Annotated in this window: 25 protein-coding genes and 1 other RNA gene; 8 read left to right on the top strand and 18 right to left on the bottom strand. The window is 66.4% G+C overall.

What is annotated here, in order from left to right:
• Positions 1-767 precede the first annotated feature (767 nt).
• The 14 genes from recJ to VZ068_RS09965 all read right to left on the bottom strand — a co-directional run bounded on the left by recJ (position 768) and on the right by VZ068_RS09965 (position 15,191).
• Entirely contained in the window at positions 768-2,507 is a 1,740-nt protein-coding gene (recJ, locus tag VZ068_RS10030) for a single-stranded-DNA-specific exonuclease RecJ (protein ID WP_349657540.1), read from the bottom strand.
• Complete coding sequence (locus VZ068_RS10025; protein WP_259164212.1) at positions 2,504-3,424, bottom strand: phosphoglycerate mutase; 921 nt, start codon at positions 3,422-3,424, stop codon at positions 2,504-2,506. Before VZ068_RS10025 ends, recJ begins: the two co-directional genes overlap by 4 nt.
• A gap of 18 nt (positions 3,425-3,442) precedes the next feature.
• Positions 3,443-3,907, bottom strand: coding sequence for a transcription elongation factor GreA (greA, locus tag VZ068_RS10020; RefSeq protein WP_181112888.1), 465 nt, complete (start codon positions 3,905-3,907; stop codon positions 3,443-3,445).
• Positions 3,908-3,915: 8 nt separating this feature from the next.
• On the bottom strand, positions 3,916-7,158 hold the full coding sequence (gene carB, locus VZ068_RS10015; protein ID WP_349657539.1) for a carbamoyl-phosphate synthase large subunit: 3,243 nt from the start codon (positions 7,156-7,158) through the stop codon (positions 3,916-3,918).
• A gap of 8 nt (positions 7,159-7,166) precedes the next feature.
• Positions 7,167-7,610 carry a hypothetical protein gene (locus VZ068_RS10010; RefSeq protein WP_259159832.1) on the bottom strand — a complete coding sequence of 148 codons (444 nt, stop codon included), beginning with the start codon at positions 7,608-7,610 and terminating at the stop codon, positions 7,167-7,169.
• Positions 7,610-8,734: a glutamine-hydrolyzing carbamoyl-phosphate synthase small subunit gene (carA, locus tag VZ068_RS10005; protein WP_349657538.1), complete on the bottom strand. Its 1,125-nt coding sequence runs from the start codon at positions 8,732-8,734 to the stop codon at positions 7,610-7,612. Before carA ends, VZ068_RS10010 begins: the two co-directional genes overlap by 1 nt.
• A 238-nt stretch (positions 8,735-8,972) precedes the next feature.
• A complete protein-coding gene (gene dapB / locus VZ068_RS10000; RefSeq protein ID WP_259159828.1) occupies positions 8,973-9,689 on the bottom strand; it encodes a 4-hydroxy-tetrahydrodipicolinate reductase in 717 nt (238 codons plus the stop codon).
• 292 nt (positions 9,690-9,981) lie between these two features.
• Positions 9,982-10,058, bottom strand: a non-coding RNA gene (locus VZ068_RS09995) — sX9 sRNA.
• A 68-nt stretch (positions 10,059-10,126) separates the two neighbouring features.
• Positions 10,127-10,846: an MOSC domain-containing protein gene (locus VZ068_RS09990; protein WP_349657537.1), complete on the bottom strand. Its 720-nt coding sequence runs from the start codon at positions 10,844-10,846 to the stop codon at positions 10,127-10,129.
• Positions 10,843-12,045, bottom strand: a complete 1,203-nt coding sequence (locus VZ068_RS09985) for a PLP-dependent aminotransferase family protein (protein ID WP_349657536.1) — start codon at positions 12,043-12,045, stop codon at positions 10,843-10,845. Before VZ068_RS09985 ends, VZ068_RS09990 begins: the two co-directional genes overlap by 4 nt.
• A 222-nt stretch (positions 12,046-12,267) precedes the next feature.
• A complete protein-coding gene (locus tag VZ068_RS09980; protein ID WP_349657535.1) occupies positions 12,268-12,768 on the bottom strand; it encodes a nuclear transport factor 2 family protein in 501 nt (166 codons plus the stop codon).
• Between the two features lie 62 nt (positions 12,769-12,830).
• Positions 12,831-13,085 (bottom strand): DUF6587 family protein, encoded by a 255-nt coding sequence (locus tag VZ068_RS09975; protein ID WP_259159820.1) that lies wholly within the window; start codon positions 13,083-13,085, stop codon positions 12,831-12,833.
• Between the two features lies 1 nt (position 13,086).
• Positions 13,087-14,946 (bottom strand): ferrous iron transporter B, encoded by a 1,860-nt coding sequence (locus VZ068_RS09970; protein ID WP_259164249.1) that lies wholly within the window; start codon positions 14,944-14,946, stop codon positions 13,087-13,089.
• The gene (locus VZ068_RS09965) at positions 14,943-15,191 is read right to left on the bottom strand and encodes a FeoA family protein (protein WP_259159917.1); all 249 of its coding nucleotides are present in this window, start codon (positions 15,189-15,191) and stop codon (positions 14,943-14,945) included. Before VZ068_RS09965 ends, VZ068_RS09970 begins: the two co-directional genes overlap by 4 nt.
• Positions 15,192-15,307: 116 nt before the next feature.
• On the opposite strand from VZ068_RS09965, the gene VZ068_RS09960 reads away from it, so the two are divergent.
• The 7 genes from VZ068_RS09960 to VZ068_RS09930 all read left to right on the top strand — a co-directional run bounded on the left by VZ068_RS09960 (position 15,308) and on the right by VZ068_RS09930 (position 20,223).
• The gene (locus VZ068_RS09960) at positions 15,308-16,105 is read left to right on the top strand and encodes an enoyl-CoA hydratase-related protein (protein WP_259166333.1); all 798 of its coding nucleotides are present in this window, start codon (positions 15,308-15,310) and stop codon (positions 16,103-16,105) included.
• Positions 16,106-16,151: 46 nt separating this feature from the next.
• On the top strand, positions 16,152-17,045 hold the full coding sequence (locus VZ068_RS09955) for a hydroxymethylglutaryl-CoA lyase (RefSeq protein ID WP_259164251.1): 894 nt from the start codon (positions 16,152-16,154) through the stop codon (positions 17,043-17,045).
• 180 nt (positions 17,046-17,225) lie between these two features.
• Positions 17,226-17,759 carry a hypothetical protein gene (locus VZ068_RS09950; protein ID WP_349657534.1) on the top strand — a complete coding sequence of 178 codons (534 nt, stop codon included), beginning with the start codon at positions 17,226-17,228 and terminating at the stop codon, positions 17,757-17,759.
• On the top strand, positions 17,756-18,322 hold the full coding sequence (locus tag VZ068_RS09945; protein WP_349657533.1) for a hypothetical protein: 567 nt from the start codon (positions 17,756-17,758) through the stop codon (positions 18,320-18,322). The genes VZ068_RS09950 and VZ068_RS09945 overlap by 4 nt, the downstream gene beginning before the upstream one ends.
• A gap of 83 nt (positions 18,323-18,405) precedes the next feature.
• Positions 18,406-19,176 (top strand): SDR family NAD(P)-dependent oxidoreductase, encoded by a 771-nt coding sequence (locus VZ068_RS09940; RefSeq protein ID WP_349657532.1) that lies wholly within the window; start codon positions 18,406-18,408, stop codon positions 19,174-19,176.
• A 100-nt stretch (positions 19,177-19,276) separates the two neighbouring features.
• A complete protein-coding gene (gene yeiP, locus VZ068_RS09935) occupies positions 19,277-19,843 on the top strand; it encodes an elongation factor P-like protein YeiP (protein WP_259164267.1) in 567 nt (188 codons plus the stop codon).
• Positions 19,843-20,223 (top strand): hypothetical protein, encoded by a 381-nt coding sequence (locus VZ068_RS09930; RefSeq protein WP_349657531.1) that lies wholly within the window; start codon positions 19,843-19,845, stop codon positions 20,221-20,223. Before yeiP ends, VZ068_RS09930 begins: the two co-directional genes overlap by 1 nt.
• 249 nt (positions 20,224-20,472) lie before the next feature.
• Here VZ068_RS09930 and VZ068_RS09925 read toward each other — a convergent pair whose 3' ends face one another.
• The 3 genes from VZ068_RS09925 to VZ068_RS09915 are packed head-to-tail and all read right to left on the bottom strand — an operon-like array spanning position 20,473 to position 24,086.
• The gene (locus tag VZ068_RS09925; RefSeq protein WP_349657530.1) at positions 20,473-22,344 is read right to left on the bottom strand and encodes a DUF4105 domain-containing protein; all 1,872 of its coding nucleotides are present in this window, start codon (positions 22,342-22,344) and stop codon (positions 20,473-20,475) included.
• Positions 22,341-22,634, bottom strand: a complete 294-nt coding sequence (locus VZ068_RS09920) for a DUF2388 domain-containing protein (protein ID WP_046962540.1) — start codon at positions 22,632-22,634, stop codon at positions 22,341-22,343. Before VZ068_RS09920 ends, VZ068_RS09925 begins: the two co-directional genes overlap by 4 nt.
• Before the next feature lie 33 nt (positions 22,635-22,667).
• Positions 22,668-24,086 (bottom strand): FAD-binding oxidoreductase, encoded by a 1,419-nt coding sequence (locus tag VZ068_RS09915; protein WP_349657529.1) that lies wholly within the window; start codon positions 24,084-24,086, stop codon positions 22,668-22,670.
• 208 nt (positions 24,087-24,294) lie between these two features.
• Between VZ068_RS09915 and serA the strand changes: the two genes are divergently transcribed.
• Positions 24,295-25,536 (top strand): phosphoglycerate dehydrogenase, encoded by a 1,242-nt coding sequence (gene serA, locus VZ068_RS09910; protein ID WP_259159800.1) that lies wholly within the window; start codon positions 24,295-24,297, stop codon positions 25,534-25,536.
• Positions 25,537-25,923: 387 nt separating this feature from the next.
• On the opposite strand, the gene VZ068_RS09905 is transcribed toward serA, so the two are convergent.
• Positions 25,924-26,472 (bottom strand): NUDIX hydrolase, encoded by a 549-nt coding sequence (locus VZ068_RS09905; RefSeq protein ID WP_349657528.1) that lies wholly within the window; start codon positions 26,470-26,472, stop codon positions 25,924-25,926.
• Positions 26,473-26,602: the final 130 nt, after the last annotated feature.

Here is a 26,602-nt window from a genome sequence, read left to right as displayed (position 1 = left end):
GGTATGTGCTTGCACTGCCTTGCAAGATGCTTTGAACCGCGAACTGGATCAGCTTGCGGCCGTCAGGCACGGAATACAGAAAGCATGTAGCAGCGCGTATATGCCGCCCGTGAGCGTGCCGTCCAGAGGGTAGAGCGGCTGATCTGCAGCCTGGCTGCAGGGCCCTTGCCCGCCCACCAGCGCGGGACACGCTGCAAGTACGTCCCTGTAAGCTCTTACGCGGCATCCATGCCGCGTAAGGTCCCGCGACAGTGGGCGGGCAAGGGCCTGTCGAGATGGTCGGTGTGCATGGTTGCAAGCGGAGCATGACGCGTGTTGCCTGGATCACGGCGCGTCCGATCAGCTTCCCGGCACACCCCAAACAACACAGGTTCTTCAAGAAAACACCTACGGAGTCGTCATCGCGAATCTTGAAAACAAGATGGTGAAATGGCCTGCCTTGACCAGGTCATGGAAACCACACGCCGAGGCGGCAGCGTGGCCGGGGGTTGGCGGAGAGCGGCACTCAGGATGTGCCGCGGCGGCGAGTCAGACAGGATGTCTGGCCGAGCCGAGGAGCCGATCCCCGGCCACGCTGCCGCCCCCTACCGAAGCCAGCGACTGGCAGCCGCGCGCCTGAGAACCCGACGCTCAGCTCCCTCCACGGAGATTCACGGCACGTCCCGCTAGCCGCGAGGACACCGCGCCTTCGACCAACGAGGCTTGGAAACATCCAGATGACGCCAGGTGCGGCCTACAAAAGCTAGAGAGAACACTGAGCCCGCAGATCAGCCGGTGACTATCGCCGGCTCACAATGTTCGACGATCAACTGCACCGCGGTGCCACCGCGATAGTCGTCGCTGACCAGACGGTATGCCAGGCGCACCAAGCGTGCCGGTTCGCTACCGTGCCAGCCGTTGAAGTGGATGGCATTGAGCGGCTCGGCGCGGCCGGCGCAACGCAGGGTCAGCTTGAGGTGGCGCTCCTTGAGCACCCGGTACTGCAGCACTTCGAACTGACCATCGAACAGCGGCTCCGGAAAGCCCTGCCCCCACGGACCGGCCACCCGCAAGGCTTCGGCGTGCACGTGATCGAGTTCGTGCGCGGCGAGTTCGCCATCGCTGTGCAACTCGGCATGCAACAGCGACGCATCCACCATCGCGTGAACCTGCGCCTGAAAGGCCTGCTCGAAGGTCGCCAGCGCGGCGTGATCGATGCTCAAGCCCGCCGCCATCGCATGGCCGCCAAACTTCTGCAGCAAACCCGGATGACGCGCATCCACCGCCGCCAGCACGTCGCGGATATGCAGGCCGGGAATGGACCGCGCCGAGCCGCGCAACTGGCTGCTGCCCGGCTCGGCCGGCGCCAGCGCGATCACCGGGCGATGCAACCGATCTTTCAATTTGGAAGCGACCAGGCCGATCACGCCGGGGTGCCATTGCGCATCGAACAGGCAGGCAGCGATCGGCAAGGCGCCCTCGGCGTCCAGCACCACCTTGGTGACCAACTGCTCGGCATCGTCGGTCATCAACTGCTGCACCGCGCGGCGCTCGGCGTTGATCTCTTCCAGGGTGGCGGCGATCTCGCGTGCGCGGTTCCAGTCCTCGCTGAGCAGCAGCTCGATGCCAAGCGCCATGTCTTCCAGCCGGCCGGCTGCATTCAAGCGCGGCCCGAGCGCGAACCCGATATCGCTGGCGCTCAGACGCGCGACATCGCGGCCGCTGGCATCGATCAACGCGCGCAACCCGATGCAGCCGCGGCCTTCGCGCAGGCGGCGCAACCCGGCCGACACCAGCGCGCGATTGTTGGTGTCCAGCGGCACCAGATCGGCCACCGTGCCGACGGCGACCAGATCCAGCAACACCGACAGATCCGGTTCGGCGCGGCCGGCAAAGGCGCCACGCGCGCGCAGGACACTGCGCAGCGCCAGCAACACGTAAAAGATCACGCCTACGCCGGCCAGCGATTTGCTCGGGAAGCTGTCGTTGGCCAGATTCGGATCGACGATCGCATCGGCCGGCGGCAACACTTCGCCAGGCAAGTGATGGTCGGTGACCAGCACCGTCCAGCCGCGCGCCTTGGCCGCCGCCACGCCGGCGTGGCAGGCGATGCCGTGGTCGACGGTGACCAGCACATCCGGCTGCAGCACGGCCAATTCGTCCACCAATGCGGGCGACAGGCCATAGCCGTGCACCATGCGATTGGGCACCGCGTGGTGCACATCCAGCGCGCCGAGCATGCGCAAGCCGCGCACGCCCACCGCGCAGGCGGTGGCGCCATCGCAGTCGAAATCGCCCACCACCAGGATGCGCCGTTGCCGGGCGATCGCATCGGCCAACAGGTTGGCGGCCACGTCGCTGTTATGCAGCAACTCCGGCGAGAGCAACTGCCCCAACCGCGGCTGCGCGCCCTGCGCATCGCCGACACCGCGCGATGCGTAGATGCGACGCAGCAGCGGCAACATGGCATCGGGCCAGCTTCCGGCCTGCCCGGGTGGGCGCCGGACGATCCGGGGAGTGGAGGTCATTGCGCCAGTTGCTGCCGTGGCTTGCGCCAGAACCGCCAGCGTTGCGAGCGCGCCAGCGACAGCGTTTCGCCATCCTGGAAATCCAGCACCAGCCGATCCAGCTCGCCACGCGCCATCGCCGCCAGCAGCGGTGCCACTGCGTCGTCGCCGAACTGCTGCAGCGAACGCAGATGACGCAGGTCCACCAGCGCATCCACGCGTTGTTCGCCCTGCGCATCGGCACCGGCCGCCAAAGCCAGCGCACGCAGCAGCGACTCGCGGCTGCGCACCTGCCGATGCGGCGATGTCACTGCATGCGGCAGCACGCCGCCGCCCCAGAACCACAGCGAATTGATCGCCGGTTTGCCGCTGGCCACGCGGCCCTCGTTCCAGGGATGTTGATGCAGCAACACCTGCGCTTCGGTCAGCAAGGCACGCCAGCGTCGGCCCGCGTCGCCGGCCGGCAAATGCTCGAACAGATCGTCGCCGATCGCCACATCCGGCGGCGCGAACTCCGGCAACCTGGCATCCGGCGACAGACGCAGATACCACCGCGATGGCGTCGGTGCATCGAGCAAAAATCCCGCATCCCCGAACATCGGCTTGAGGATCGGCAACAACACCGCCAGGTCCTCGGCCGTGGCGCCGAGCGCCTCGCCATAGCCCATCAAGCGCGCGCCCTGCATGTCCGGTACCACATAGGCCGGATCGGCACGCACCCAGGTCGCGCCCGCGGCATCGCCGGCATCCAGTTGCCGGGTCAATGCCGCCACCGGCCACTGCGCCGGCGTCAGCGTGAAATGCCGCTGCAACTGCGCCACTTCGCCGGCATCGGCGGCGTGCAGATCGGCGCGCGCCAGGGCGCTGGCCACCACCGCGTTGTCCAGCGTTCCGGGCAGACGGCGTTTTTCGGGCAGCAGCAGCGTTGCGGTCGTCATCGCTCAGGCGTCAGTGGGTCAATCCAGGTACGCGACGCTGACCACTTCGTATTCGCGCTGGCCGGCCGGCGCATCGATGGTGACCGAATCGCCTTCCAGCTTGCCGATCAACGCGCGTGCCAGCGGCGAGGAAATCGCGATCAGGCCCAGCTTGATGTCCGCTTCCAGATCGCCAACGATCTGGTAGCGCTTCTCTTCATCGGTCTCGGTGTCGGCCAGCGTCACCGTGGCGCCGAACACGATCTTGCTGCCGGCCGACAACTTGGTGATGTCGATGATCTCGGCATGCGACAGCTCGCCTTCCAGCTGCTTGATGCGGCCTTCAATGAAGCTCTGCTGCTCGCGCGCAGCGTGATACTCGGCGTTCTCCTTCAGATCGCCGTGCGCACGCGCTTCGGCGATCGCAGCGATCACCGCCGGGCGCTTGACCGACTTCAGCTGATCCAGTTCCTCGCGCAGACGTTGCGCGCCCTTGGATGTCATGGGTGCTCTCATGCTTGAAGCTCCTTGTGCAGTTCCTGCAGCGACCAGACAGGACCGGTGCCGCGGAATTCCAGCGAATGCACCAGCGCCTTGGCGCCGGCGACAGTGGTCGAATAGGTCACGCGATGCTGCAGCGCTTCACGCCGGATCGAGAACGAGTCCGAGATGGCGGCGCGACCTTCGGTGGTGTTGACGATGTAGACGATCTCGCCGTTCTTGATCGAATCGACGATATGCGGGCGGCCTTCGGCCACCTTGTTGACGATCTCGCAGCTCAGCCCGTTCTGCTGCAGCCAGGCGCCGGTACCGCGCGTGGCGACCAGCGTATAGCCGCGTTCCACCAGCGCCTGCGCCACCGGCAGCACGCGCTGCTTGTCAGGGTCGCGCACCGACACGAAGGCCTTGCCCACCGGCGGCGCCTTGATGCCGCCGGCCTCCTGCGCGCGCGCAAACGCGGCGCTGAAGCTGCGGCCCACGCCCATCACCTCGCCGGTGGAGCGCATCTCCGGCCCGAGGATCGGGTCCACGCCCTGGAACTTGGCGAACGGGAAGATCGCTTCCTTCACCGAGTAATAGCCCGGCACGATTTCCTTGGTGGCGCCCTGCTCGGCCAGCGTCTTGCCGGCCATGCAGCGTGCGGCGATCTTGGCCAGCGGGATGCCGATCGCCTTGGATACGAACGGCACGGTGCGCGAGGCGCGCGGGTTCACCTCCAGCAGGAACACCACATCGTCGCCGGCCTCGTTGACCTGCACCGCGAACTGGGTGTTCATCAGGCCGACCACGTTCAAGCCTTCGGCCAGCATCACCACCTGGCGACGCAGCTCGGCCTGGGTCTTGGGCGAGAGCGAATACGGCGGCAGCGAGCACGACGAATCGCCCGAATGCACGCCGGCCTCTTCGATGTGTTCCATCAGCCCACCGATCAGCACATTGCCGTCCTTGTCGGCGATGATGTCCACGTCCACTTCCACCGCGTTGTCGAGGAAGCGGTCCAGCAGCACCGGCGAATCGTTGGAGACCTTGACCGCGTCGCGTACATAACGCGCCAGGTCGGATTCGCCGTAGACGATTTCCATCGCGCGGCCGCCGAGCACATAGCTCGGGCGCACCACCAGCGGATAGCCGATCTCGCGCGCCAGCACCAGGGCTTCCTCGGCATTGCGGGCAATGCGGTTCGGCGGCTGCTTCAGGCCCAGCTTGTCGACCAGCTGCTGGAAACGCTCGCGGTCTTCGGCCAGGTCGATCGAATCGGGCGAGGTGCCGATCACCGGCACGCCGTTGGCTTCCAGCGCGCGCGCCAGCTTCAGCGGGGTCTGGCCGCCGTACTGCACGATCACGCCCTTGGGTTTTTCCAGCTCGACGATTTCCAGCACGTCTTCCAGCGTCAGCGGCTCGAAGTACAGGCGGTCGGAAGTGTCGTAGTCGGTGGACACGGTCTCCGGGTTGCAGTTGACCATGATGGTTTCAAAGCCGTCATCGCGCAGCGCCAGCGCCGCATGCACGCAGCAGTAATCGAACTCGATGCCCTGGCCGATGCGGTTGGGGCCACCGCCGAGGATCATGATCTTGTCGCGATCGGTCGGCAGCGCCTCGCACTCGTCCTCGTAGGTCGAGTACAGATACGCGGTGCTGGTGGCGAATTCGGCCGCGCACGAATCCACGCGCTTGTAGACCGGGCGAACTTTCAGCGCGCGACGCAGCGTGCGCACCGATTCCTCGTTGGTGCCGGTCAGCTCGGCCAGGCGCGCATCGGAGAAACCGGCGCGCTTGAGCGTGCGCAGACGCGCCGCATCCAGTGCCGGCATGCCGTCGTCGGCCAGCTGCTGCTCGTGGCTGATCAGTTCTTCGATCTGATCCAGGAACCAGGGGTCGATGAACGACAGCGCGTAGACATCGGCCACGCTCATGCCGGCGCGGAACGCATCGGCGACATAGAACAGACGCTCCGGGCCCGGCGCCTTGAGCTCGCGCTTGAGCGCGGCGATATCGTCTTCGCTGCCCAGGTCCAGGCCGGTCGGATCCAGCCCGATCTTGCCGGTTTCCAGCCCACGCAGCGCTTTCTGCAGCGATTCCTGGAAGGTGCGGCCCATCGCCATCACCTCGCCCACCGACTTCATCTGGGTGGTCAGGCGCGCGTCGGCCTGCGGGAATTTCTCGAACGCAAAGCGCGGAATCTTGGTGACCACGTAGTCGATCGAGGGCTCGAACGAAGCCGGGGTCAGGCCACCGGTGATCTCGTTGCGCAATTCGTCCAGCGTGTAGCCCACCGCCAGCTTGGCGGCGACCTTGGCGATCGGGAAGCCGGTGGCCTTGGACGCCAACGCCGACGAGCGCGACACGCGCGGGTTCATCTCGATCACCACCACGCGGCCGGTGGTCGGGCTGATGCCGAACTGCACGTTGGAGCCGCCGGTATCCACGCCGATCTTGCGCAGCACCGCGATCGAGGCATCGCGCAGGCGCTGATATTCCTTGTCGGTGAGCGTCTGCGCCGGCGCCACGGTGATCGAGTCGCCGGTATGCACGCCCATCGGGTCGAGGTTTTCGATCGCGCAGACGATGATGCAGTTGTCCGCGGTGTCGCGGACCACTTCCATCTCGAATTCCTTCCAGCCCAGCACCGATTCTTCCACCAGCACTTCGGTGGTCGGCGACAGTTCCAGGCCACGGCCGACGATCTCGATCAGCTCTTCGCGGTTGTAGGCGATGCCGCCGCCGCTGCCGCCCAGCGTGAAGCTGGGGCGGATGATGGTCGGATAGCCGACGCGGGTCTGGATATCCAGTGCCTCTTCCAGCGTGTGCGCCACTTCGGCGCGGGGGCAATCCAGGCCGATCTCGCCCATCGCCACGCGGAACAGTTCGCGGTCTTCGGCCATGCGGATGGCTTCGCGCTTGGCGCCGATCAGCTCGACGTTGTACTTCTCCAGCACACCGTGGTCGGCCAGGTCCAGCGCGCAGTTCAGCGCGGTCTGCCCGCCCATGGTCGGCAGCAGGGCGTCGGGCTTTTCCTTGGCGATGATCTTCTCGACCGTCTGCCAGTTGATCGGCTCGATGTACACCGCATCGGCCATGTCCGGGTCGGTCATGATCGTGGCCGGATTGCTGTTGACCAGCACCACGCGGTAGCCCTCGTCGCGCAGCGCCTTGCACGCCTGCGCGCCGGAGTAATCGAACTCGCAGGCCTGGCCGATGACGATCGGGCCGGCGCCGATGATCAGGATGGTTTTTAGGTCGGTGCGCTTTGGCATGGGGGTCCTCAGTAAAGTCGGTCCTGCCACGCCGCGGGGGCGCGCCAGGTAATCTGGTCGGGCGATCGGGCATCGATCGCGCCATGGTCGACCGCGGCGCGAACCTCTCGCTGCATCGCGGCCCAGCTCGGAGCGGCCGCGCCGATGCGCGCGCCGATCATGTTGTTGTGGGCATCCATGGCCCGGCTGGCGTTCCCCTGCCCGCCGCGCTCCATCACCGCGGTCACCAGATCCACGCAGCGCGGGGACAAGGTATAGGCGACGATGGCGCTGGCAAGGCTGTGCCGATACGCATCGGCGGGGCCGTTGCGTCCACCTTCCAGGCCGGCGCCGAGCCATTGCGAATACACCGCAATCAGCACGAACGCCGGATAGGCCGCCAACACCAGCGCCGCCAACACGTACACACGCCAGCGGCGCAGTCGCGACGGCAGGGCCAGCGAGGCCATCATCAGGCTTTGGCCGCCATCAACGCGGTAAACCGATCGAACAACGGCCCCACGTCGCGCGGGCCCGGCGATGCTTCCGGGTGACCCTGGAACGAAAACGCCGGCGCGTCGGTGAGAGCGATGCCCTGGTTGGTGCCATCGAACAGCGAACGATGCGTCACCCGCACATTGGCCGGCAGCGTGGTTTCATCCACTGCAAAGCCATGGTTCTGCGAGGTGATCATCACCCGCCCGCCATCCAGATCCTGCACAGGATGATTGGCGCCGTGATGGCCGGTGGTCATCTTCACCGTCTTGGCGCCAGCGGCCAGTGCCAGCAACTGATGCCCCAGGCAGATGCCGAAGGTGGGCACCTTCCTGGCGATCAATTCCTGGATCGCGGCGATCGCGTAATCGCAAGGCTCCGGGTCGCCCGGGCCGTTGGACAGGAACACGCCGTCCGGATTCATCGCCAGCACCTCGGCCACCGGCGTGCGGGCCGGCACCACGGTGACGTCGCAACCACGGTCGGCCAGCATGCGCAGGATGTTGAGCTTGATGCCGTAGTCATAGGCCACGACCTTGTGTTTCAGCTCGGTGCGCACGAAAGTGTCCGAATTCAGATCCAGCGAGCCTTCCTGCCAGCTGTAGCTGGTCTCGGTGGAAACCACCTTGGCCAGGTCCATGCCCTTCAGGCCGGGGAAGCTGCGCGCCGCTTCCAGCGCCTTGTCGACGTCGATCTCGCCGGCCATCAGTGCGCCGTTCTGGGCGCCCTTCTGCCGCAGCAGACGGGTCAGCTTGCGCGTGTCGATGCCGGAAATGGCCACCACACCGCGGGCCTGCAGCCATTCCGGCAGTGCGACTTCGCTGCGCCAGCTGCTGGGGCGGCGCGGTACATCGCGCACGATCAGGCCGGCGGCCCAGATCTTGCTGGCCTCGTCGTCCTGGTCGGTAAAGCCGGTGTTGCCGATATGCGGATAGGTCAGCGTGACCATCTGGCGGGCGTAGGAGGGATCGGTCAGGACTTCCTGGTAACCGGTCATGGCGGTGTTGAACACCACTTCGCCGACGGAAAGCCCGTTGGCGCCTACGGATTCGCCCTCGAACACGGTGCCGTCTTCGAGGACAAGGATTGCGGGTTGGGTCACGTGGGGTCTCGCTCTGGCTGCCTGGGACTCCGATGCGCTTCCGGCCAAATTCCGGTTGCAGCAAAGCGCGGACGCGGTGCTGAGGACCGGTCCGACGCTGGTTCGGGCAAGCGAGAATTGTAAAGGCAAGTGCCTCTGCTTGCCAGCCTGCAACGCACCTCCTGCGGCAGGAGCGCTGCAACGGCGGCATGAATAGGCTGCGCAACCGCGCAATTGTTCATGCGCGGTTGCGCGCGGGCTATAGCACCAGGTCGCGCACCCGGTAGCTGCCAGCCGGCCGGCCGATCAGGCGTTTGGCCGCGTGCAGCGCACCGCGCGCGAAGATGTCGCGGTTGGTGGCGCGATGCACCAGCTCGACACGCTCGCCCAGCCCGGTGAACTGCACGGTGTGCTCGCCGACGATGTCGCCGGCACGCAGGCTGGCAAAGCGCGGCTGCGCTCCGCTGCCGGTGGCCGCCTCGCCCAACGTCAGTGCGGTCCCGGATGGCGCGTCCTGCTTGTGCACGTGATGCGCTTCGATGATGTCGCAATCCCACCCGGGCAAGGTGCCGGCAGCGCGCTCGACCAATTCGGTCAACACCGCTACACCCAGGCTGAAGTTGGAGGCCCACACCAACGGAATCTGTCGCGCGGCATCGAGCAGCGCGGCGCGCTGCGTCTCGTCCAGCCCGGTGGTCCCGGACACCAAGGGCTTACCGCGTTGCGCGCATAACGCCAGGATCGGTGCAAAGCCCTGCGGCAGGCTGAAGTCGATCGCCACATCGAAGGCAGGCGCACCGCCCAGCTCGCTGGCGGCAAAGAACGGCACGCCGTCCACCACGCGCTGCGACGGCGAGCGCCCCACCACTGCGCCGACGACCTGCAATGCGTCGTCTTCGGCCGCCAGGCGCAGCAATGCCTTGCCCATCCGCCCGGAGGCGCCGTGGATCAGAACTTTTACAGGAGACGTTGTCATACCCGCAGGCTAGCGAGGCGGTGGGGGTTGCACAAGGTGCGGGGATTGCGGAGTTGGGATTGGGGAGTCGTCACGGCGGCGCGCGGGTCTGAGCGTTTGCTGAGGTTGGCGTGGTTTGGTGGAGATGACGTGGCTTGTCGCCTGCAGTAGCGCTACCGCTGGTCGAGCGATCTGTGGATGCCACGCATGCGCGGCGTTGCGCTTGGGCGGCTGACGCTGCGAGCGAGATTGTTGTGCGCGGTGACTACGGCCGGTGCATCAATGACCGCAGCGCGCGACCGCTGCCTGGAACGGCTAATACGACGCAGCGAGAAAGCGTCAGATGGGCGTGGACGGCGCGCTCAGGACCGCAGGATAAGCGTGGTACATGCAGCACCGAGCAGCGGCCGCGCCCGCCTGGCGGTGGTGGGTGAGCACGGTCGTTTTGTTCGCTGCCCTTAGTCGTCGTGACCGGTCAGGCGTCTGCTCCAGCTTTCCACTTCGCTGCGTTGCAGACGGCGTTCGAACAGGGCCTGCCACGACGGCACCAGCGGAAGACGCAGCAACGCTGTGATGGCCGCAACGTCGACCTCGCGTGCATACAGCACCTGCTGCAACCGCGACAGGCTCCACTGCGGATGCGGTCGCTCCTGCAATGCCAGCGTGTCGCCAGACGCCACCGCGCCGGGCTGCAGCACGCGGTAGTACCACCCGGTGCGGCCGGTTTCCTGCACGCGGCGCGCCATGTCGCGCACACCGAAGCGATCGGACAACTTCCAGCACGGCTGGCGCAGCTGCGAGACCTCCACGACGGCGGTGCCCAGGGTAAAGCGGTCGCCAAGGCAGACCGTGGCCTCGGTCAGGCCGGTGCTGCTCAGGTTCTCGCCGAACGCGCCGGCCGCTTCCAGCAGCGCATGCGCGCCAATCTCGTTACGCCAGGCCGCGTAGTGGTCGCGCGGATAGTGATGGATCGCCTTGTCCGGCCCGCCATGCACGCGCCGGTCGCCTTGCTCGTCGCCCACCAGCCCTTCGACACCGATCGCGACCGAACCATCAACGGCACGCTTGTCGATCGCGCTGCGGCTACCGGGGCGGGTGAAGTCGCGCGCGACGCCGGTGGCGACGTGATCGATGCGCGTGGTAACCGGCGCTTGCGGCACCGCGGCCGGCGATGTCATGCGCCCTGCCCTGGCAGTTCGGCCAGCGCTTCGCGCAGCACGTCCCCAAGCACCTGGATGCCGGCATCGATTTTCTCGCCCGGCACGGTGACGAACGACAGCCGCAGCGTATTGGCTTGCGGCAAGGTCGCAAAGAACGGCGCCCCCGGCACGAACGCGACATTGCGTGCGATCGCGCGCGCCAGCAATGCAGTGCCATCCAGCCCGGGCGGCAGGGTCACCCACAGGAACATGCCGCCTTCCGGACGATTCCACTGCACCTGCGCCGGGAAGTGCCGATCCAGCGCTTCCAGCATGAGACTGCACTGCCGCGCATACAGCGCTCGGATCTGCGGGATATGCGTGTCGAGAAAGTCGTCCTGCAGCGTCTGATACACCACGCGCTGGGTGAACGACGGCGTATGCAGATCGGCCGCCTGCTTGGCCTGGATCAACTTGCCAAGCACGGCCTCGGGCGCGACGACGTAGCCCAACCGCAGCCCGGGCGCCAACACCTTGGAGAACGACCCCATGTAGATGACCCCGTCGGGGTTCATCGACAGCAGGCTCGGCAAGGGTTCGCCGCTGTAGTACAGCTCGCCGTACGGGTCGTCTTCGACGATCGGCACGCCGGCCTCGGCCGCGCGTGCGACCAGCGCCTGACGTCGCGCCAATGGCAGACGCCGCCCGGTGGGATTCTGAAAATTGGGCAGGCAATACAGAAAGCGCGCATCGGCCAGCAGCGCCGGATCCAGTGCATCCGCCACCACGCCATCGTCGTCGGACGGCATGCCGACAAACGCGGGCTGGAACAGCGAGAACGCCTGCAACGCACCGAGGTAACTCGGCGTCTCCACCAGCACCTTGCTGCCTTCGTCGATAAACACCTTGCCGAGCAGGTCCAGTCCCTGCTGCGAGCCGGTGGTGATCAGCACCTGGCTGGGCCGGATGCCGGCGCCGTCACGGCTCAGCCGCGCAGCCACCCATTCGCGCAGCGGGGCATAGCCTTCGGTCGGGCCGTATTGCAACGCCGCTTGCGGCGCCTCGCGCAACACCTGGTCGCTGGCCGCGCGCATGCGCTCGACCGGAAAGGTCGCCGGCGATGGCAGGCCGCCGGCGAAGGAAATCACCTCCGGCCGCTCGGTCACCTTGAGGATTTCGCGAATCGCCGAACTGGTCAGCGCCTGCGCACGTCGGGAGATCTGGAAGGAGGTCGTCATGCTGCAAGCATACCCAACGCCCGCGACCCCGGCGCTGTGCACTGCAGCGCGCGTGCGTCGATGCAGGGCAGCCAGCAACGCCTGGCGAGCGGTCGTCAGGCAGATGCGGACGGCTCACAACCGGAGCATGCAAGTGGCCGATGCCGTGCCCGCCCGGCGGTACGCACAGTCGCGTTGCTGGACGCTGCTGGCGGCGGCGCAGAAAGCACCGCCGCCTTGCGGCTACCGATACGCCGGACCAACCCAGGCGGTGCCTTCGCTCCGCGTGATCAAGGTCTTCCAGCGCTTGCGCACGATCTTGTCGCGCGAACGGAAGGTCATGCGCAAACCGGGCAAGCCGAGCGTGGCCCGTGTTTCGACCATCGCCGATTGCTCATCAGGGGCGATCTCGATCTTGGTAATCGAGTGCTTGTAGTCGATCAGCTCTTCCGGCTCGGCCACATGGCGCATCTGCTGCAGCACCTGTGTCCACTCGCCGTTGGACTTGCAGTATTTGGCGCGATCGGCGGTCTCGCGCTTCTGCTGGGAATCCATGCGGTACAGCACCACCATTTCGAAGTCCGGCGCGGTCATGGCGCAGAGCGCCTCCCCATCCTGACTGACCATCGCCTTGTCGTGCGCCGCGTAGAAATCGCGCACCTGCTTCTCGTCGAGCGAGTTGCCGCCATAGTTGTACAAACCTGCAACCGCGGCCAAGACCGCCAGCAACACCAGCAAACGCATGCACTTACCCCCCTGTCACGCCGCTTCCTGCGGCCGTGCAAGTGTAGCCGAGGCGAAGGGTCTCAGTGCTTGCGCGTTGGCGCGGGGCCGCAACTGTCGCACCCACCGCAGGCCGCATTGCCCTGCGCCGCCGGCGGCGCCACGCGCCGGCCCAGCGTGCGCATCCAGGCCGGCCGCCCGTCGCGCAGCAACGCGAGCGCAAGGGCGCCACGCATCGTTCGCAAGACGCCCGGAAATTGCTTTTTCATCACCACCCACAGGCTGACCAGCACCGCGATGGCGATCACCACGTATTGCAGGGTGAGTGAAAGATCCATGTCAGCCGGCGCCAGACAACACGGCCAGCTGGTAGGTCACCAGCGAGGCCAGGTAGGCCAGTGCGAACAGATAGACCGCGCTGATGGTCATCTGCTTCCACGAGTTGGTCTCGCGCTTGATCGTGGCCAGGGTGGAGATGCACATCGGCGCGTAGATGTACCAGACCAGCAGCGACAACGCGGTGGCCAGCGACCAGCCATCGCTGATCAGCGGCGACAAGGCCTGCGCCGCTGCATCGTCATCGGCAGCCGACAGCGCGTAGACGGTCGCCAACGACGCCACTGCCACTTCGCGCGCGGCCAGGCCGGGAATCAACGCGATGCAGATCTGCCAGTTGAAGCCCAGCGGCGCGAAGAACACCGCCATCGCGTGACCGATGCGGCCGGCAAAGCTGTAGTCGATCGGCGGCAAGGTCGCATCGGCCGGCGCGGCCGGGAACGACAACAGGAACCATAGCAGAATGGTCAACGCCAGGATGATGCCGCCGACGCGCTTGAGGAAGATCCAGGCGCGCTCCCACAACCCCAGCGCCAGATCGCGCAGGTGCGGCACGCGGTAGGACGGCAGCTCCAGCATCAACGGATGTTCGCTCTTGTCGCGACGCCACTTCTTCATCGTCCACGACACCAGCAACGCACTGAAAATTGCCACGGCATAAAGCGCGAACAGGATCAGCCCTTGCTGGTTGAAGATGCCCCACACGGTTTTTTGTGGAATGAAGGCGCCGATCAGCAGCGCATACACAGGCAAGCGCGCCGAGCACGTCATCAGTGGTGCAACCATGATGGTGGCGAGCCGGTCGCGCGGGTCCTGGATGCTGCGCGTGGACATGATGCCCGGCACCGCGCACGCAAAGCTCGACAGCAACGGAATGAACGAGCGCCCGGACAGGCCGGCCGCCGCCATCATACGATCGAGCAAAAACGCCGCGCGCGGCAGATAACCGGATTCTTCCAGCGCCAGGATGAAGGCGAACAGGATCAGGATCTGCGGCAGGAAGACGATCACCCCGCCCAGGCCGGTGATGATGCCGTCCTTGAGCAGGCTGTTGAGCGGTCCCTCCGGCAGCGTGGTGCCCACCCACTCGCCCAGCATCGCGGTGCCGGCATCGATCAGGTCCATCACCGGGGTGGCCCAGGCATACACCGCCTGGAAGATCAGGAACATCACCACCGCCAGCGTCACCAGCCCCAAGATCGGATGCAGCAGCCAGCGGTCCAGCGCATCGTCCACGCGCGAGGTCCGCGTCGGCATGGTCACCGCCGCACTCAGGATCTGCCGCACCTGCGCATGGTAGTTGCCATCGGCAGGCGGCGTGGCGCTCGGTGCCGCCAGGCTCGCGGCCTGTGCGTCGATGCGCTCGACCAGCGCCTTGGCGCCGCCGCGTCGCACCGCCACGGTCTCCACCACCGGCACGCCGAGCGCCTGCTCCAAGGCCGGCAGATCGATGACGATACCCCGTCGCTGCGCCGCGTCGACCATGTTCAGCGCCACGATCATCGGCCGCCCCAGCTCGCGCAGCTCCAGCGCGAAGCGCAGGTGCAGGCGCAGGTTGGTCGCATCCATCACGCACACCAGCACGTCCGGCGCAGGCTCACCGGGATAGAAGCCGCGGCACAGGTCGCGGGTGATCGCCTCGTCCAGGCTGGCTGGCTGCAGGCTGTAGGCGCCGGGCAGATCGAGCACCGCAAAGTCGCGGCCGGACGGCGCACGAAAATGCCCCTCCTTGCGTTCGACGGTGACGCCGGTGTAGTTGGCCACCTTCTGGCGGCTGCCGGTCAGCTGGTTGAACAACGCGGTCTTGCCGCTATTGGGGTTGCCCACCAGCGCCAGACGCAACGGCACGGCGGCCGCCGTCATGCCGATGCTCCGTCTTGCCGCACCTGCACGCGCGCGGCCTCGCTACGACGCAACGCAAAACGCGTGTAGCCGACCTGCACCAGCAACGGTTCGCGGCCGACTGGCCCGGTTGCCAGCACCGTGACCTCCTCGCCTGCGACAAACCCCAGCTCACGCAGACGCCGGGCGATCGTGTCGTTGGGAAGACGATCCTCCACGGAGTCCACGATGGCGGCGCAACGCAAGGGCATGTCGGACAGCGTCACAAAGACGGCCTGCTTGTTAGGAATGGTTCTCAATTCTAGCATCGACGCACCGCGTCATGGCGCCAGCGACCCGTGCCGCTATCATGGTTCGCATCCCATTCATGGACGTTGACGCAATGCAGGACACCGGCTTGATCGTGGAGGACCTGGGAGCGGTCCGCACGTTGCGACTGAACCGCCCGGCGGTGCACAACGCCTTCGATGCGACCTTGATCAGCGCGCTCACCGACGCCTTGCGGCAGGCTGGCCAGGCAGCGCAGATCCGGGTGGTGGTGATCACCGGTGCGGGCGCGGCGTTCTCTGCGGGCGCAGACCTGAACTGGATGCGCGGCATGGCCGGCGCCAGCGAAGCCGACAACGCGGCCGATGCGTTCGCCCTGGCGCGCCTGATGCGCACGCTGGACGAACTGCCCAAGCCCACCATCGCGCGCGTCAACGGCGCGGCGTTCGGCGGCGGCGTGGGCCTGGTGGCGTGCTGCGATATCGCCATCGGCTGCACCGAGGCGCGCTTCGGGCTGACCGAGAGCAAGCTCGGCTTGTTGCCGGCGGTGATTTCGCCGTACGTGATCGCAGCGATCGGCGCACGCCAGGCACGCCGCTGGTTCGCCACCGGCGAGATCTTCGACGCCGGTACTGCGCAGTTATTGGGGCTGCTGCATCAACTGGTGGCAGCCGATCAACTGGATATCGCGGTGGAGCGGCAGGTGCGCCTGCTGCTGGCCGCCGCGCCGCTGGCCGCCAGCACTGCCAAGTCGTTGGTCCGCTCGGTGCTGCCGGCCGCCGACCGCGATGCCATCGATGCCGCCAACGCCGCATGGATCGCCCGCTTGCGCGTCTCGCCCGAAGGCCAGGAGGGCCTGGGCGCATTCCTGGACAAACGCTCCCCGGCCTGGGTGCCGGAGAACGTGGCATGAGCACCCGGGCGGTTGCCCGCACCGCTGCAGGCAGCGGGGCTCGGACATGAGCGACTTCGTGCGCATTGTCGAGGTCGGCCCGCGCGACGGGCTGCAGAACGAGGCGCAACCGATCGCCACCGCCGACAAGATTGCGTTGATCGATCGGCTGTCGGCTACCGGCCTGCGCACCATCGAGGCGACCAGCTTCGTCAGCCCGCGCTGGGTGCCGCAGCTGGCCGACGCGGCCGAGGTCTTTGCCGGCATCACACAGGCACCTGGCATCGCCTATCCGGTGCTGGTGCCGAACCTGCAGGGCTACACCCGCGCGCAGGCGGCCGGCGCGCAGGAGGTGGCGGTCTTCACTGCGGCGTCGGAGGCCTTCAACCGCACCAATACCAATGCGGGTATCGACGAATCGCTCGAGCGCTTCCGGCCGATCCTTGCGCAGGCCGCCCTCGACGGTGTGCGCGTGCGCGGCTACGTCTCCACGGTGCTGGGTTGCCCGTATCAAGGCCAGGTGCCGGTGGCGGACGTGGTGGATGTCGCGCAGCGGCTGTACGCGCTGGGCTGCTACGAAATTTCGCTGGGCGACACCATCGGCGTCGGCACCCCGCGCAAGGCGCGCCAGATGCTGGCCGCAGTGGCAGAGGCGGTGCCGATGCACGCACTGGCCGTGCATTTCCATGACACCTACGGGCAGGCGCTGGCGAATATCGCGGCCTGCCTGGAACAGGGCGTGCGCGTGGTCGATGCGGCGGTGTCCGGCGCCGGTGGTTGCCCGTATGCCAAGGGCGCCAGCGGCAATGTGGCCAGCGAAGATGTGGTGTATCTGCTGCACGGCTTGGGCATGTCGAGCGGGATCGACCTGCCCGCCCTCGCCCACACCGGCCGCTGGCTGGCGCACCTGCTGGGCCGCGAGACCGGCAGCAAGGTCGGCAGGGCGCTGGCAGCCGCGTAGCCTGCCTTTCGTCACGCCATCTTTACTTTTCGTGATAGATGTCGCATAAAAGCGGCGCCACCCGAATGGCCGGGTGCGCTTCTTCAGGGGGACATCGATATGTGTCGTAACACTGGACTGCGCGCATTGCGTGCGGCACTGGCATTGTTCTTGTGCGCCTCTTTGAGCGCATGCATCACCATGAAGTCGTACGTCGATCCCGCCTTGCCGGTTGTCACGCAAAGTCAGTTCACGGCGCCCAGTTCGCCGGACCCGGTCCTAGTGCTGTTCGAGTTCCGTACCAAGGGCAACGCTAACGCGCGTGCCACCGAAGACATGCGCAGCCGAGTGATCGCCGCAGTGGCGCAGTCGCATCAGTTTGGGCAAATCGGCGGCAACACACCCGGTGCCGGGCAATTGCGGCTGGTGATCGACAATGTTCCGCTCACCGATAACGCGGCGGCAAAAGGATTTGGCACAGGTCTAACGTTTGGTCTGGCTGGCAGCCTGGTCACCGATGGCTACATCTGCACCGCGGTCTACACGCGCGCAGGCAAGACCACGCAGACCACGGTGAAGCACGCACTCCACACTACGGTCGGCAACAAGGCGGGCCCGGCCGGATTGCCCGCCAAGACACCTGCCGAGGCCGCGAATGTGGTGGTCGATCAGCTCGTGCTCAACGCGCTGAAGCAACTTGCCGCGCAGGGCGCTTTCGTGGATTCCGGCGCTTGAACGGTGTAACGCGATGTCTCCTTCTGGCGGTGCTGTGCATGCTGCTACCGGCATGCGCCTCCGTGCAGCCCCCCAAATATCAGCCCGGTATCGACAACAGCGCAGCGCTGCTTCGCCAACCGATCTCCGTCAGCGTGGGCAAGTTCGACGCAGCCGCTGGCGTGGAAAACCATTCCCTGAGCTTGCGTGGCAATCCACTCAAAAGCGGCGGCGATGGCACCTATGCGAGCTATCTGCGCGATGCATTGATCGAGGAGTTGAGTACAGCACAGGCGTTATCGACAAACAACGCCGTTGAGCTGCGCGGGACGCTGACCAAGAACACCGTCAACGCGGCCGGCGTCAGGATCGGGCGCGCCCAGATCGGCGCCCGCTTCGTGCTCGTGCGTGATGGCATCGTGGTCTACGAGCGGGAGCTCTCCGTCGAACATCAGTGGGAAGCCTCCTTCATCGGCGCTGTGGCAATCGCGGCAGCGGTCGACAACTACGGCACGACGGTGCAGAAGCTGATCGGAGCGCTTGTCAGCGACCCCGCGTTCATCGCTGCCGCACGTGGTAGCTAGCCCGCTCGCACCTCCTGTCACTGCTAAGCGAGAGCGCGTCGCACTCGGCTAGAATGCGCGTTCTCCTGGGAGGGACAATAGCTATGAAGCCAGCTGAAACCTGCGCCGTCATCACCGGCGGCGTGTCCGGCCTGGGCCTGGCGGTGGCGCAACGCATCGTGGCCGATGGCGGCAAGGTCGCGTTGTTCGACGTCAATGCCGACAAGGCCGATGCGGCGCTGGCCTTGCTGGGTGCCGGCAATGCGCACTACCTGCCCACCGATGTCACCGACGAAGCACAGGTGGCCGCCAATGTCGCGCAGGCCGCGCAGGCGCTGGGCGGACTGAATCTTGTGGTGAACTGCGCCGGCATCCTCGGCGCAGGCCGTGTGCTCGGCAAGGAGGCGCCCATGCCGCTGGCGACCTTCCGCACCACCGTGCTGGTCAACTTGGTCGGCAGCTTCAATGTCGCCAAGGCCGCGGCCGATGTGATGCAGCACAACCCCGCCGGCGACGATGGCGAGCGCGGGGTGATCATCAATACCGCGTCGGTGGCCGCCTTCGAGGGCCAGATCGGCCAGGCCGCCTATGCCGCCAGCAAGGGCGGCGTGGTCGGCATGACGCTGCCGATGGCGCGCGAGCTGGCGCGCTTCGGCATCCGCGTGATGACGATCGCACCCGGCGTGTTCTGGACCCCGATGGTGGACGGCATGCCCGAGGCCGTGCAGCAATCGCTGTCGGCCTCGATTCCGTTCCCCTCGCGCCTGGGCCAACCCGACGAATATGCCGACACCGTCGCCTTCATCCTGCGCAATCGCTATCTCAATGGCGAAGTGATTCGCCTGGACGGCGGCGTGCGGCTGGCACCCAAGTAGCCGGGAATGGGGAATCGGGAATGGGGAATCGTAACGACGCCCTGCTCTCAGCGCCCCGGCCCCGGCTTTTTCGATTCCCCATTCCCAACTCCCGATTCCCATGAAAGCCAACGACATCAAGAAAGGCAACGTCGTCGAATACAACGGCGGCATCTACCAGATCCGCGACATCGAGCGCAGCTCGCCGCAGGGCCGCGGCGGCAATGTGCGCTTCCGCTTCATCATGTACAGCGTGCCGGGCGGGGTGAAGACCGATGCCAGCTTCGATGCCGACGACAACCTGCCGGAAGTGGAATTGCTGCGTCGCCTGTCCACGTTCTCGTACAAGGATGGCGAGGCATTCGTGTTCATGGACGACGAAGACTTCACCCCTTACACCCTGGACGCCGATGTGATCGGCACCGATGCCGGCTACATCACCGACGGGCTGACCGGCATCTATGTGCAGGTAATCGACGACCAGCCGGTGGCGGTGCAGCTGCCGCAGACGGTGACGCTGGAAGTGGTCGAGACGCCGCCGGAACTCAAGGGCGGCACCGCCACCAAGCGCCCCAAACCGGCCAAGCTCAACACCGGCATGGAAATCATGGTGCCCGAGTACATCACCAACGGTGAGCGCGTGCTGGTCAACACCAGCACCGGCGAGTTTGCCGGCCGCGCCGACTGATGCGTCGCCTGGCCGTTGCCCTGACCCTGGGGCTGCTGGCTGCCTGCACTGCGGAACCGGCGCCTGCGCCGGCCTCCGCAGCGGCCCCCTGCACCGACCCCAAGGTGGAAGAAGAATGGCTGCAACATCCGGCAGGCCTGTGCGGCATGCCGGAGGATGTGCGCAAGCTGGTAGAGGACTACGACACCTGCGAACACTTTGCCGGCGAAGAACCCTACGACGCCGACCGCCGCCACGAAATCGAGGTGGCGGTGGCGCAATTCTGCACACCCGCACCGGCGCGCCTGGCCAACCTGATGCAGCGCTACCGCAACGATGCGCATGTGAGCCAATGGTTGCGGCAGTACGCCGCCCAGGCGGATTTGCAGCCAGCGACCTGAGCAGTGCATTCACCGGTCTGACGGCTTGTTGCAGCTGCGACTGCAGCAAGCCGCTCACTCACGATGGAAATGGAAAGTGCCAAGCGCCGGGTATCCCGGCCACGCCTTTCGCAGCGCAATGCTGCAGACGCGCCATTGGTCGGCGTCGACTCACCAGCAATCGTCTCAACGGCATTCAAGTCGCGGGCCTGTCCGTCTGCCGGCTGCACTGGCGATGTCTGCAACCTGGCCATCAACCGACGCGCCACTTCAGCGTTCAGTTGCCACCCGCTGCTCCGGCACTGACGCAACTGCCTGCACCGGCTGCGCAAGCATCCGCAAGCGTGCCCGCAGCGTCTCCACGTTCGCCTCGGCCTGCGCCAGATCGGCACGCAACCCGGCCGACAGCCGCTGGCGACCCAGGGCCTGCAATTGCCTCCACCCTTCGGCCAGGCCGCCGCTCGCCTGCGCAACCTGCACACTGACGCGCTGCTGCTCGTCGGCCTGCGGTAGTCCGTAGCCGGGGCCGTCGAGCAGCGCAGCCGGGTGACTGAGTTGCGCCTGCCGGGCGAACAGGCTCTGCAGCTGATCCTGCACGGCTGCACGCTCGGCAATGCCGGGCCGCAACAGGCGCTTGAGCGCATCGCGCGCGACCAGTTCCTGTCGCCGTAATGCGGCTTGCTCCAGCAGCAGTGCGGCTGCGGTTTCGCGCAGGCCGCCGCGGTCCAACCACTGCGCGCGTGCGCCAGGCGCGGCATCCAGCCATTGCGCCACGCTGGTTTGCGGCACCGGGATGCCACGCCGAAGCACGTCGAACATGGCCTGATAATGCGCCGCCGCCGATTCGAAGTAATAGCCCTGACGTGTCGCCTGCGCGCGGTCGTCCAGCACGTGCAGATCGGCAAGGCCCGCGCGTTCCAGGCGCTGGCGCACGCCGCGCGGGGTGATCGATGACAGGCCGGCGGCAGCCAGGCGCGGCACGCCGTCGTGCAGCAACTTGTAGGTTTCCACCGCGCAGTTGTTGCTGATGAAGTAATAGCGCCCGTCGTAGCTCCAGTGCACCTGCGCGGCGCGCGTCAGCAGCGCGGCGATCTCATCCGGGCTCAGCGCCAGCGGCACCGACGACAAGGCACGCAGCTCCACCTTGGTGTACTCGTCGATGACCTGGTTCAGCGGCAGCACGAATAATCGCGACGGATACGACCCGGTCAGCCCGCGCCAGCTGGAAATCTGCACATCGCCGACGAATGCACGAAACGACAGCACGCGGTGATACTGCAGATCCAGCCGGCATGCCGGCCCTGGCACGCGACCGGGCGCGCAGATCACCAGGCGCAACATGCTGTGGCCCCAGCGACTCATCGGCTGCTCGTTGCCTTCGGCAAGCAGGTAGTCCACCGCATAGACCCGCGCCGGATCCAACGTCAGCAACGACATCGCACCGGCATCGTTGTCGGCCTGCAGATACGGCAAGGTCGGCGCGCACGCGGCGACAGCCTGCGGTGGCCCTAGCCGCTCGGAAAACCACGCCGCAAGCGCCGGACGGCGGCAGGCGTAGTCCGCATCCAGCACGTAATGCTCAAGATTGACCGCGAAAAATTCGGCCGGGCTATGCCGCTCGTAGGCATCCGGACTGCGGTCGCTGAAGCGGTTTGCGCCGCGTCCGACCCGCCACGGGCGCACCTGCCAGCCGGCAAGATCGCGCAGCCGTGGGTCGCGCGACAACGCGCTGCCTGCTCCACGATCGCGCACATGCGCCAATTCGTGCACCAACGCCGCCATCGCCGCGCGTGTGGCCGGCGCGCCGATGTCAGTGCGTGCGCTGGCAGGCTGCATGCTCCAGGCGTGCAACAGCGCATGATCGAGCAGGATGCGATTGCCGATGGCGCGGCCATGCACCTGCGCCGGCAGGTCGCGGCGCCACTGCAATTGAATGGCTGCCGCATCGCGCTGTCCCCACCCTGTCGGCAACCGGTGTTGAACCTGCTGCACCAGCGCCTGGCTGGCTGCGCGTTCTGACGGGGTCAGCTCCGATGCGACAACCGACACCTGCAGCGTGGGCGAACGCTGCGATTGGGCGTGCGTCGCCGGTGCGATCGCTGCGGCCAGCCACAGCCCTACGCACCGGCGGCGACGAGTCACTGCGCCAGGATGGACTGAGCCAGTTCCAGGTCGCTGGACGCGCGCGCCGCATCGCTGCGACTGCGCAACTGCAGCAATGCCGCTTCCAGACGCGCGCCGCGGATGGCACCGTCGCTGGCCACGAAGCCGGCTGCATCTTCGCGCGCGTCGGCAACCACCTTGTCGTCGCCGGAACTGCTGCTGTTGGACGAACCGGCCGACGACGCGCCGGCCGAGGTTCCCGCAAGACTGGATGCGGCGGCTGCCAGCGGCAACAGGGTCAAAGCACAAAACACCAGGGAGCGCATCATCGGCGTGTCATTCCATGTGAGGTGGTGAAAAGACTACCCGGCAGTCGCTGCGCCGGGCACCTCGTCCATGTCGAACAGCTTGCCGGGATTCAGCAAAAGATGAGGATCGAGCACATGTTTGACGCCGCGCATCACCGCGATTTCAGCGGTAGAGCGCGTGCTCCACAGGTAGGGCTTCTTGACCAGCCCGATACCATGCTCGGCAGAAATGCTGCCGCCAAAGCGCTGCAGCGCATTTGCCAGCACCTTGGTGACCTGATCGCAGGCCGTCACGAAATCGGCCTGGCTGGTGGCGTCGGGCTTGAGCACGTTGATATGCAGGTTGCCGTCGCCGATATGGCCGAACCACACCACATCGAAATGCGGGTACGCCTCGCCGAGCAGTGCCTGGGTTTCGGCCAGAAACGCCGGCATGGCCGAGATGCGCACCGATACGTCGTTCTTGTAGGGGGTGTAGCGCGCCACCGCTTCGGTGATGCCTTCGCGCAGCCGCCACAGTTGCGCGGCCTGCGCATCGCTCTGGCTGATCACCCCGTCGCTGACCCAGCCCTGCTCCATGCAGGTTTCGAACGCCGCCATCGCCGCGGCTTCCTGCGCCTCGTCGCCGGCGGCGAATTCGGTGACCACGTAATACGGATGGACCTCGGCAAAGGGAGCCTGCGCGCCGTGCGCAAGCACGTGTTCCAGTGCGCGGTCGGTGAAGAACTCGAACGCTTCCAGCCGCAGTTGCGCGCGGAATGCGGCAAACACCTGCATCAACACCTCGAACGAGGGCAGCGCCAGCAGCATCACATTGCTCGGCGGCGGCGGGTCGGTCAGCCGCAGCGTCGCTTCGACCACGATACCGAGCGTGCCTTCGGAACCGATCATCAGATGACGGAAATCGTAGCCGCTGGAATTTTTCACCAAGGCATTGTTGAGCGCGAGCAGCTCGCCGCCGCCGGTGACCACTTTCAGGCCGGCAATCCATTCGCGGGTGTTGCCATAGCGGATCACGCGAATGCCGCCGGCATTGGTGGCGATGTTGCCGCCGATCGAGCAGGAACCACGTGCGGCGAAATCCACCGGATACACCAGGCCATGTTCGCGCGCGGCGTTGTGCACCGCTTCCAGCGGCATGCCGGCCTGCACGGTGAGCGTGCGATCCACCGCATTGAAATCCAGCGGCTTGTTCAGGCGCTCCAGGCTGAGCACCAGCTCGCCGTTGGCGGCTACCGCGCCGCCGGACAGACCGGTGCGCCCGCCCGATGGCACCACCGCCACGCCTTGCGCATTTGCCCACTGCATCACGGCCTGCACTTCCTCGACCGAGCCTGGCAGCGCTATGGCTAACGGGTTCGGCGTCCAGCGCCGGGTCCAGTCGCGGCCGTAATGCTCCAGGTCGGCCGGATCGGTTTTCAGACGCAGTGCCGGCACGGCCTGTTGCAACGAAAGAATGCGGGGATCGGTCATGGCACACGGCGCTGCAGTAGGAACCACACAGCGTGCCAGTGCGCGCCGGCCTCGTCCAGCCGCACCGCCAGTCGCCGCGAACGCGTTCGATTCAGCTGAAACCGTTGCGGCGCAAGGGCTGCGCGACTGCGAACAGTGCGTTGCGGGCGCCCCATCGGGCACCCCATCTGGCATAGTTGCCGACCCGATTGCTGCATTGCGCTCCCCCATGTCGCCGAAGAGAACCTCGTTTCCCAAGCAGGACATCCGCGTGCTGTTGCTGGAAGGCATCAGCCCGACCGCGGTGGATGTGTTCCGCGCCGCCGGTTATTCGCAGATCGAACTGCACTCCAAGTCGTTGCCCGAAGACGAACTCATCGCGCGCATTGCCGAGGCGCATATCGTGGGCATCCGCTCGCGCACGCAGTTGAGCGCGCAGGTACTGGCGCATGCCAAGCGCCTGATCGCGGTGGGCTGCTTCTGCATCGGCACCAATCAGGTCGACCTGGACGCGGCCGAGCTGGCCGGCATTCCGGTGTTCAACGCGCCCTATTCCAACACCCGCAGCGTGGCCGAGCTGGTGATCGCCGAGGCGATCCTGCTGTTGCGCGGCATTCCGCAGAAAAACGCCGAATGCCATCGCGGCGGCTGGTCCAAGTCGGCCGCTGGCAGCCACGAAACGCGTGGCAAGGTGCTGGGCATCGTCGGTTACGGACACATCGGCACCCAGGTCGGCGTGCTGGCCGAATCCTTGGGGATGCAGGTGATCTTCCACGACATCGAAACCAAGCTGTCGCTGGGCAACGCGCGCGCGGCGATCGACCTGGACGACCTGCTGGCGCGCTCGGACGTGGTGACACTGCACGTGCCGGAGACTGCGTCCACCAAGGACATGATCGGCGCGGCTGAAATCGCGCGCATGAAGCCCGGCGCGCATCTGATCAACGCCTCGCGCGGCACCGTCATCGATATCGACGCGCTGGATGCGGCGCTCACCTCCGGTCAGATCGGCGGCGCGGCGGTGGACGTGTTCCCGGTCGAGCCCAAGGGCAATGGCGATGTCTTCGAATCGCCGCTGACCGCACACGACAACGTGATCCTGACCCCGCACGTGGGCGGCAGCACGCTGGAAGCGCAGGACAATATCGGCATCGAAGTGGCCGCCAAGCTGGTGCGCTACAGCGACAATGGCAGCACCTTGTCGGCGGTGAATTTCCCCGAGGTCACCCTGCCCGAACACCCCGACAGCCTGCGGCTGCTGCACATCCACCGCAACGTGCCGGGCGTGCTGTCCAAGATCAACGAGTTGTTCTCGCGCCACAACGTCAACATCGACGGCCAGTTCCTGCGTACCGACGCCAAGGTCGGCTACGTGGTGATCGACGTCAGTGCCAGCGAGGCGCAGGCCACCGCGCTGAAGGAAGGCCTGGCCCTGATCGAAGGGACCTTGCGGACGCGGATCTTGTACTGATCCGTTGGTGCACGCGCGGCCCTCATCCGGCGCTTTGCGCCACCTTCTCCCGCACGCGGGAGAAGGCAGTGCAGGTCGTCCTTCTCCCTCTTTCAGGAGACAGAGAGTGCAGGTCGCCTTCCCCCCACTTGCGGGAGACAGTGGGTGCAGGTCGCCCTTCCCCCGCTTGCGGGAGACAGTGGGTGCAGGTCGCCCTTCCCCCGCTTGCGGGAGACAGTGGGTGCAGGTCGCCCTTCCCCCGCTTGCGGGAGACAGTGGGTGCAGGTCGCCCTTCCCCCACTTGCGGGAGACAGTGGGTGCAGGTCGCCCTTCCCCCGCTTGTTCCCTTCTCCCGCAAGCGGGAGAAGGTGCCCGCAGGGCGGATGAGGGCGCGCACCTCAGCCCCCATCACACGCCTCGGGCCATCCACTTCTCAGCCATGCGCCGCATCGACGGGTCCAGCTCCGGCTCGGCCAGCAACTCGGCGATCGGGCGCCACGCCAAAGCGAGCGACTCTTCGCTGACCGTGAAGGTCTCATCCGTACCCGCGACCACCACATAGCGCGCGTCGTAATGCCAGTGCCCGGCCACCTCGCCACGTGCGGGGATCCAGTGGCGGTCCAGGTCTAACAACGCGGCGTCTGCCAACCGCAAACCGGTCAGACCGGACTCTTCTTCGGCTTCGCGCAAGGCCACCTGCGCCAGATCGCGGTCGCCGTCGGCGTGTCCGCCCAGCTGCAACCAGCGCTGCAACTTGCGGTGATGGGTCAGCAGCGTGCGGCTGCCGTCGGCGCTGACCACCCAGGCCGAGCCGGTGAAATGACCTTCGACACGCTCGCGCACAAACGGATCGGTGGCATCGTCCAGCAGCTGCATGAACTGGTCGACCACGTCGGCCTCGTCCGGCCAGCGGGCGCGGTACGCAGCCAGGTGCTGCCGCAGGGTTGCATCCACCATCTGTCGTTCTCGGTTGCGCATGGATCAGCGACCATTATCGCCATTCATGCTGCGTACGCGCTTGTCGTGAGCGTGTAGCTTTGGCAAGGTAGGCCGCTTGCCTGTCCCATTGGGATGCGGCGCACACCTT

The organism is Xanthomonas sp. 10-10, from assembly GCF_040182365.1.
GTDB lineage: Bacteria > Pseudomonadota > Gammaproteobacteria > Xanthomonadales > Xanthomonadaceae > Xanthomonas > Xanthomonas arboricola_F.
The sequence above is the reverse complement of the archived record's forward strand: the minus strand, read 5'-3'. Positions and strand labels throughout refer to the sequence as shown.

Excerpts from the sequence above, each read along its gene's own strand:
- VZ068_RS09990 (WP_349657537.1), bottom strand. The coding sequence starts at position 10,846 with ATGACATCGCCGGCCGCGGTGCCGCAAGCGCCGGTTACCACGCGCATC.
- VZ068_RS09985 (WP_349657536.1), bottom strand. The coding sequence starts at position 12,045 with ATGACGACCTCCTTCCAGATCTCCCGACGTGCGCAGGCGCTGACCAGT.
- carB (WP_349657539.1), bottom strand. The coding sequence starts at position 7,158 with ATGCCAAAGCGCACCGACCTAAAAACCATCCTGATCATCGGCGCCGGC.
- VZ068_RS09975 (WP_259159820.1), bottom strand. The coding sequence starts at position 13,085 with ATGGATCTTTCACTCACCCTGCAATACGTGGTGATCGCCATCGCGGTG.
- VZ068_RS09970 (WP_259164249.1), bottom strand. The coding sequence starts at position 14,946 with ATGACGGCGGCCGCCGTGCCGTTGCGTCTGGCGCTGGTGGGCAACCCC.
- VZ068_RS09905 (WP_349657528.1), bottom strand. The coding sequence starts at position 26,472 with ATGGTGGATGCAACCCTGCGGCAGCACCTGGCTGCGTACCGCGCCCGC.
- dapB (WP_259159828.1), bottom strand. The coding sequence starts at position 9,689 with ATGACAACGTCTCCTGTAAAAGTTCTGATCCACGGCGCCTCCGGGCGG.
- yeiP (WP_259164267.1), top strand. The coding sequence starts at position 19,277 with ATGAAAGCCAACGACATCAAGAAAGGCAACGTCGTCGAATACAACGGC.
- recJ (WP_349657540.1), bottom strand. The coding sequence starts at position 2,507 with ATGACCTCCACTCCCCGGATCGTCCGGCGCCCACCCGGGCAGGCCGGA.
- VZ068_RS09950 (WP_349657534.1), top strand. The coding sequence starts at position 17,226 with ATGAAGTCGTACGTCGATCCCGCCTTGCCGGTTGTCACGCAAAGTCAG.
- VZ068_RS09930 (WP_349657531.1), top strand. The coding sequence starts at position 19,843 with ATGCGTCGCCTGGCCGTTGCCCTGACCCTGGGGCTGCTGGCTGCCTGC.
- greA (WP_181112888.1), bottom strand. The coding sequence starts at position 3,907 with ATGACATCCAAGGGCGCGCAACGTCTGCGCGAGGAACTGGATCAGCTG.
- VZ068_RS09980 (WP_349657535.1), bottom strand. The coding sequence starts at position 12,768 with ATGCGTTTGCTGGTGTTGCTGGCGGTCTTGGCCGCGGTTGCAGGTTTG.
- VZ068_RS09915 (WP_349657529.1), bottom strand. The coding sequence starts at position 24,086 with ATGACCGATCCCCGCATTCTTTCGTTGCAACAGGCCGTGCCGGCACTG.
- serA (WP_259159800.1), top strand. The coding sequence starts at position 24,295 with ATGTCGCCGAAGAGAACCTCGTTTCCCAAGCAGGACATCCGCGTGCTG.
- VZ068_RS10025 (WP_259164212.1), bottom strand. The coding sequence starts at position 3,424 with ATGACGACCGCAACGCTGCTGCTGCCCGAAAAACGCCGTCTGCCCGGA.
- VZ068_RS09955 (WP_259164251.1), top strand. The coding sequence starts at position 16,152 with ATGAGCGACTTCGTGCGCATTGTCGAGGTCGGCCCGCGCGACGGGCTG.
- VZ068_RS10010 (WP_259159832.1), bottom strand. The coding sequence starts at position 7,610 with ATGATGGCCTCGCTGGCCCTGCCGTCGCGACTGCGCCGCTGGCGTGTG.
- VZ068_RS09940 (WP_349657532.1), top strand. The coding sequence starts at position 18,406 with ATGAAGCCAGCTGAAACCTGCGCCGTCATCACCGGCGGCGTGTCCGGC.
- VZ068_RS09920 (WP_046962540.1), bottom strand. The coding sequence starts at position 22,634 with ATGATGCGCTCCCTGGTGTTTTGTGCTTTGACCCTGTTGCCGCTGGCA.
- VZ068_RS09960 (WP_259166333.1), top strand. The coding sequence starts at position 15,308 with ATGCAGGACACCGGCTTGATCGTGGAGGACCTGGGAGCGGTCCGCACG.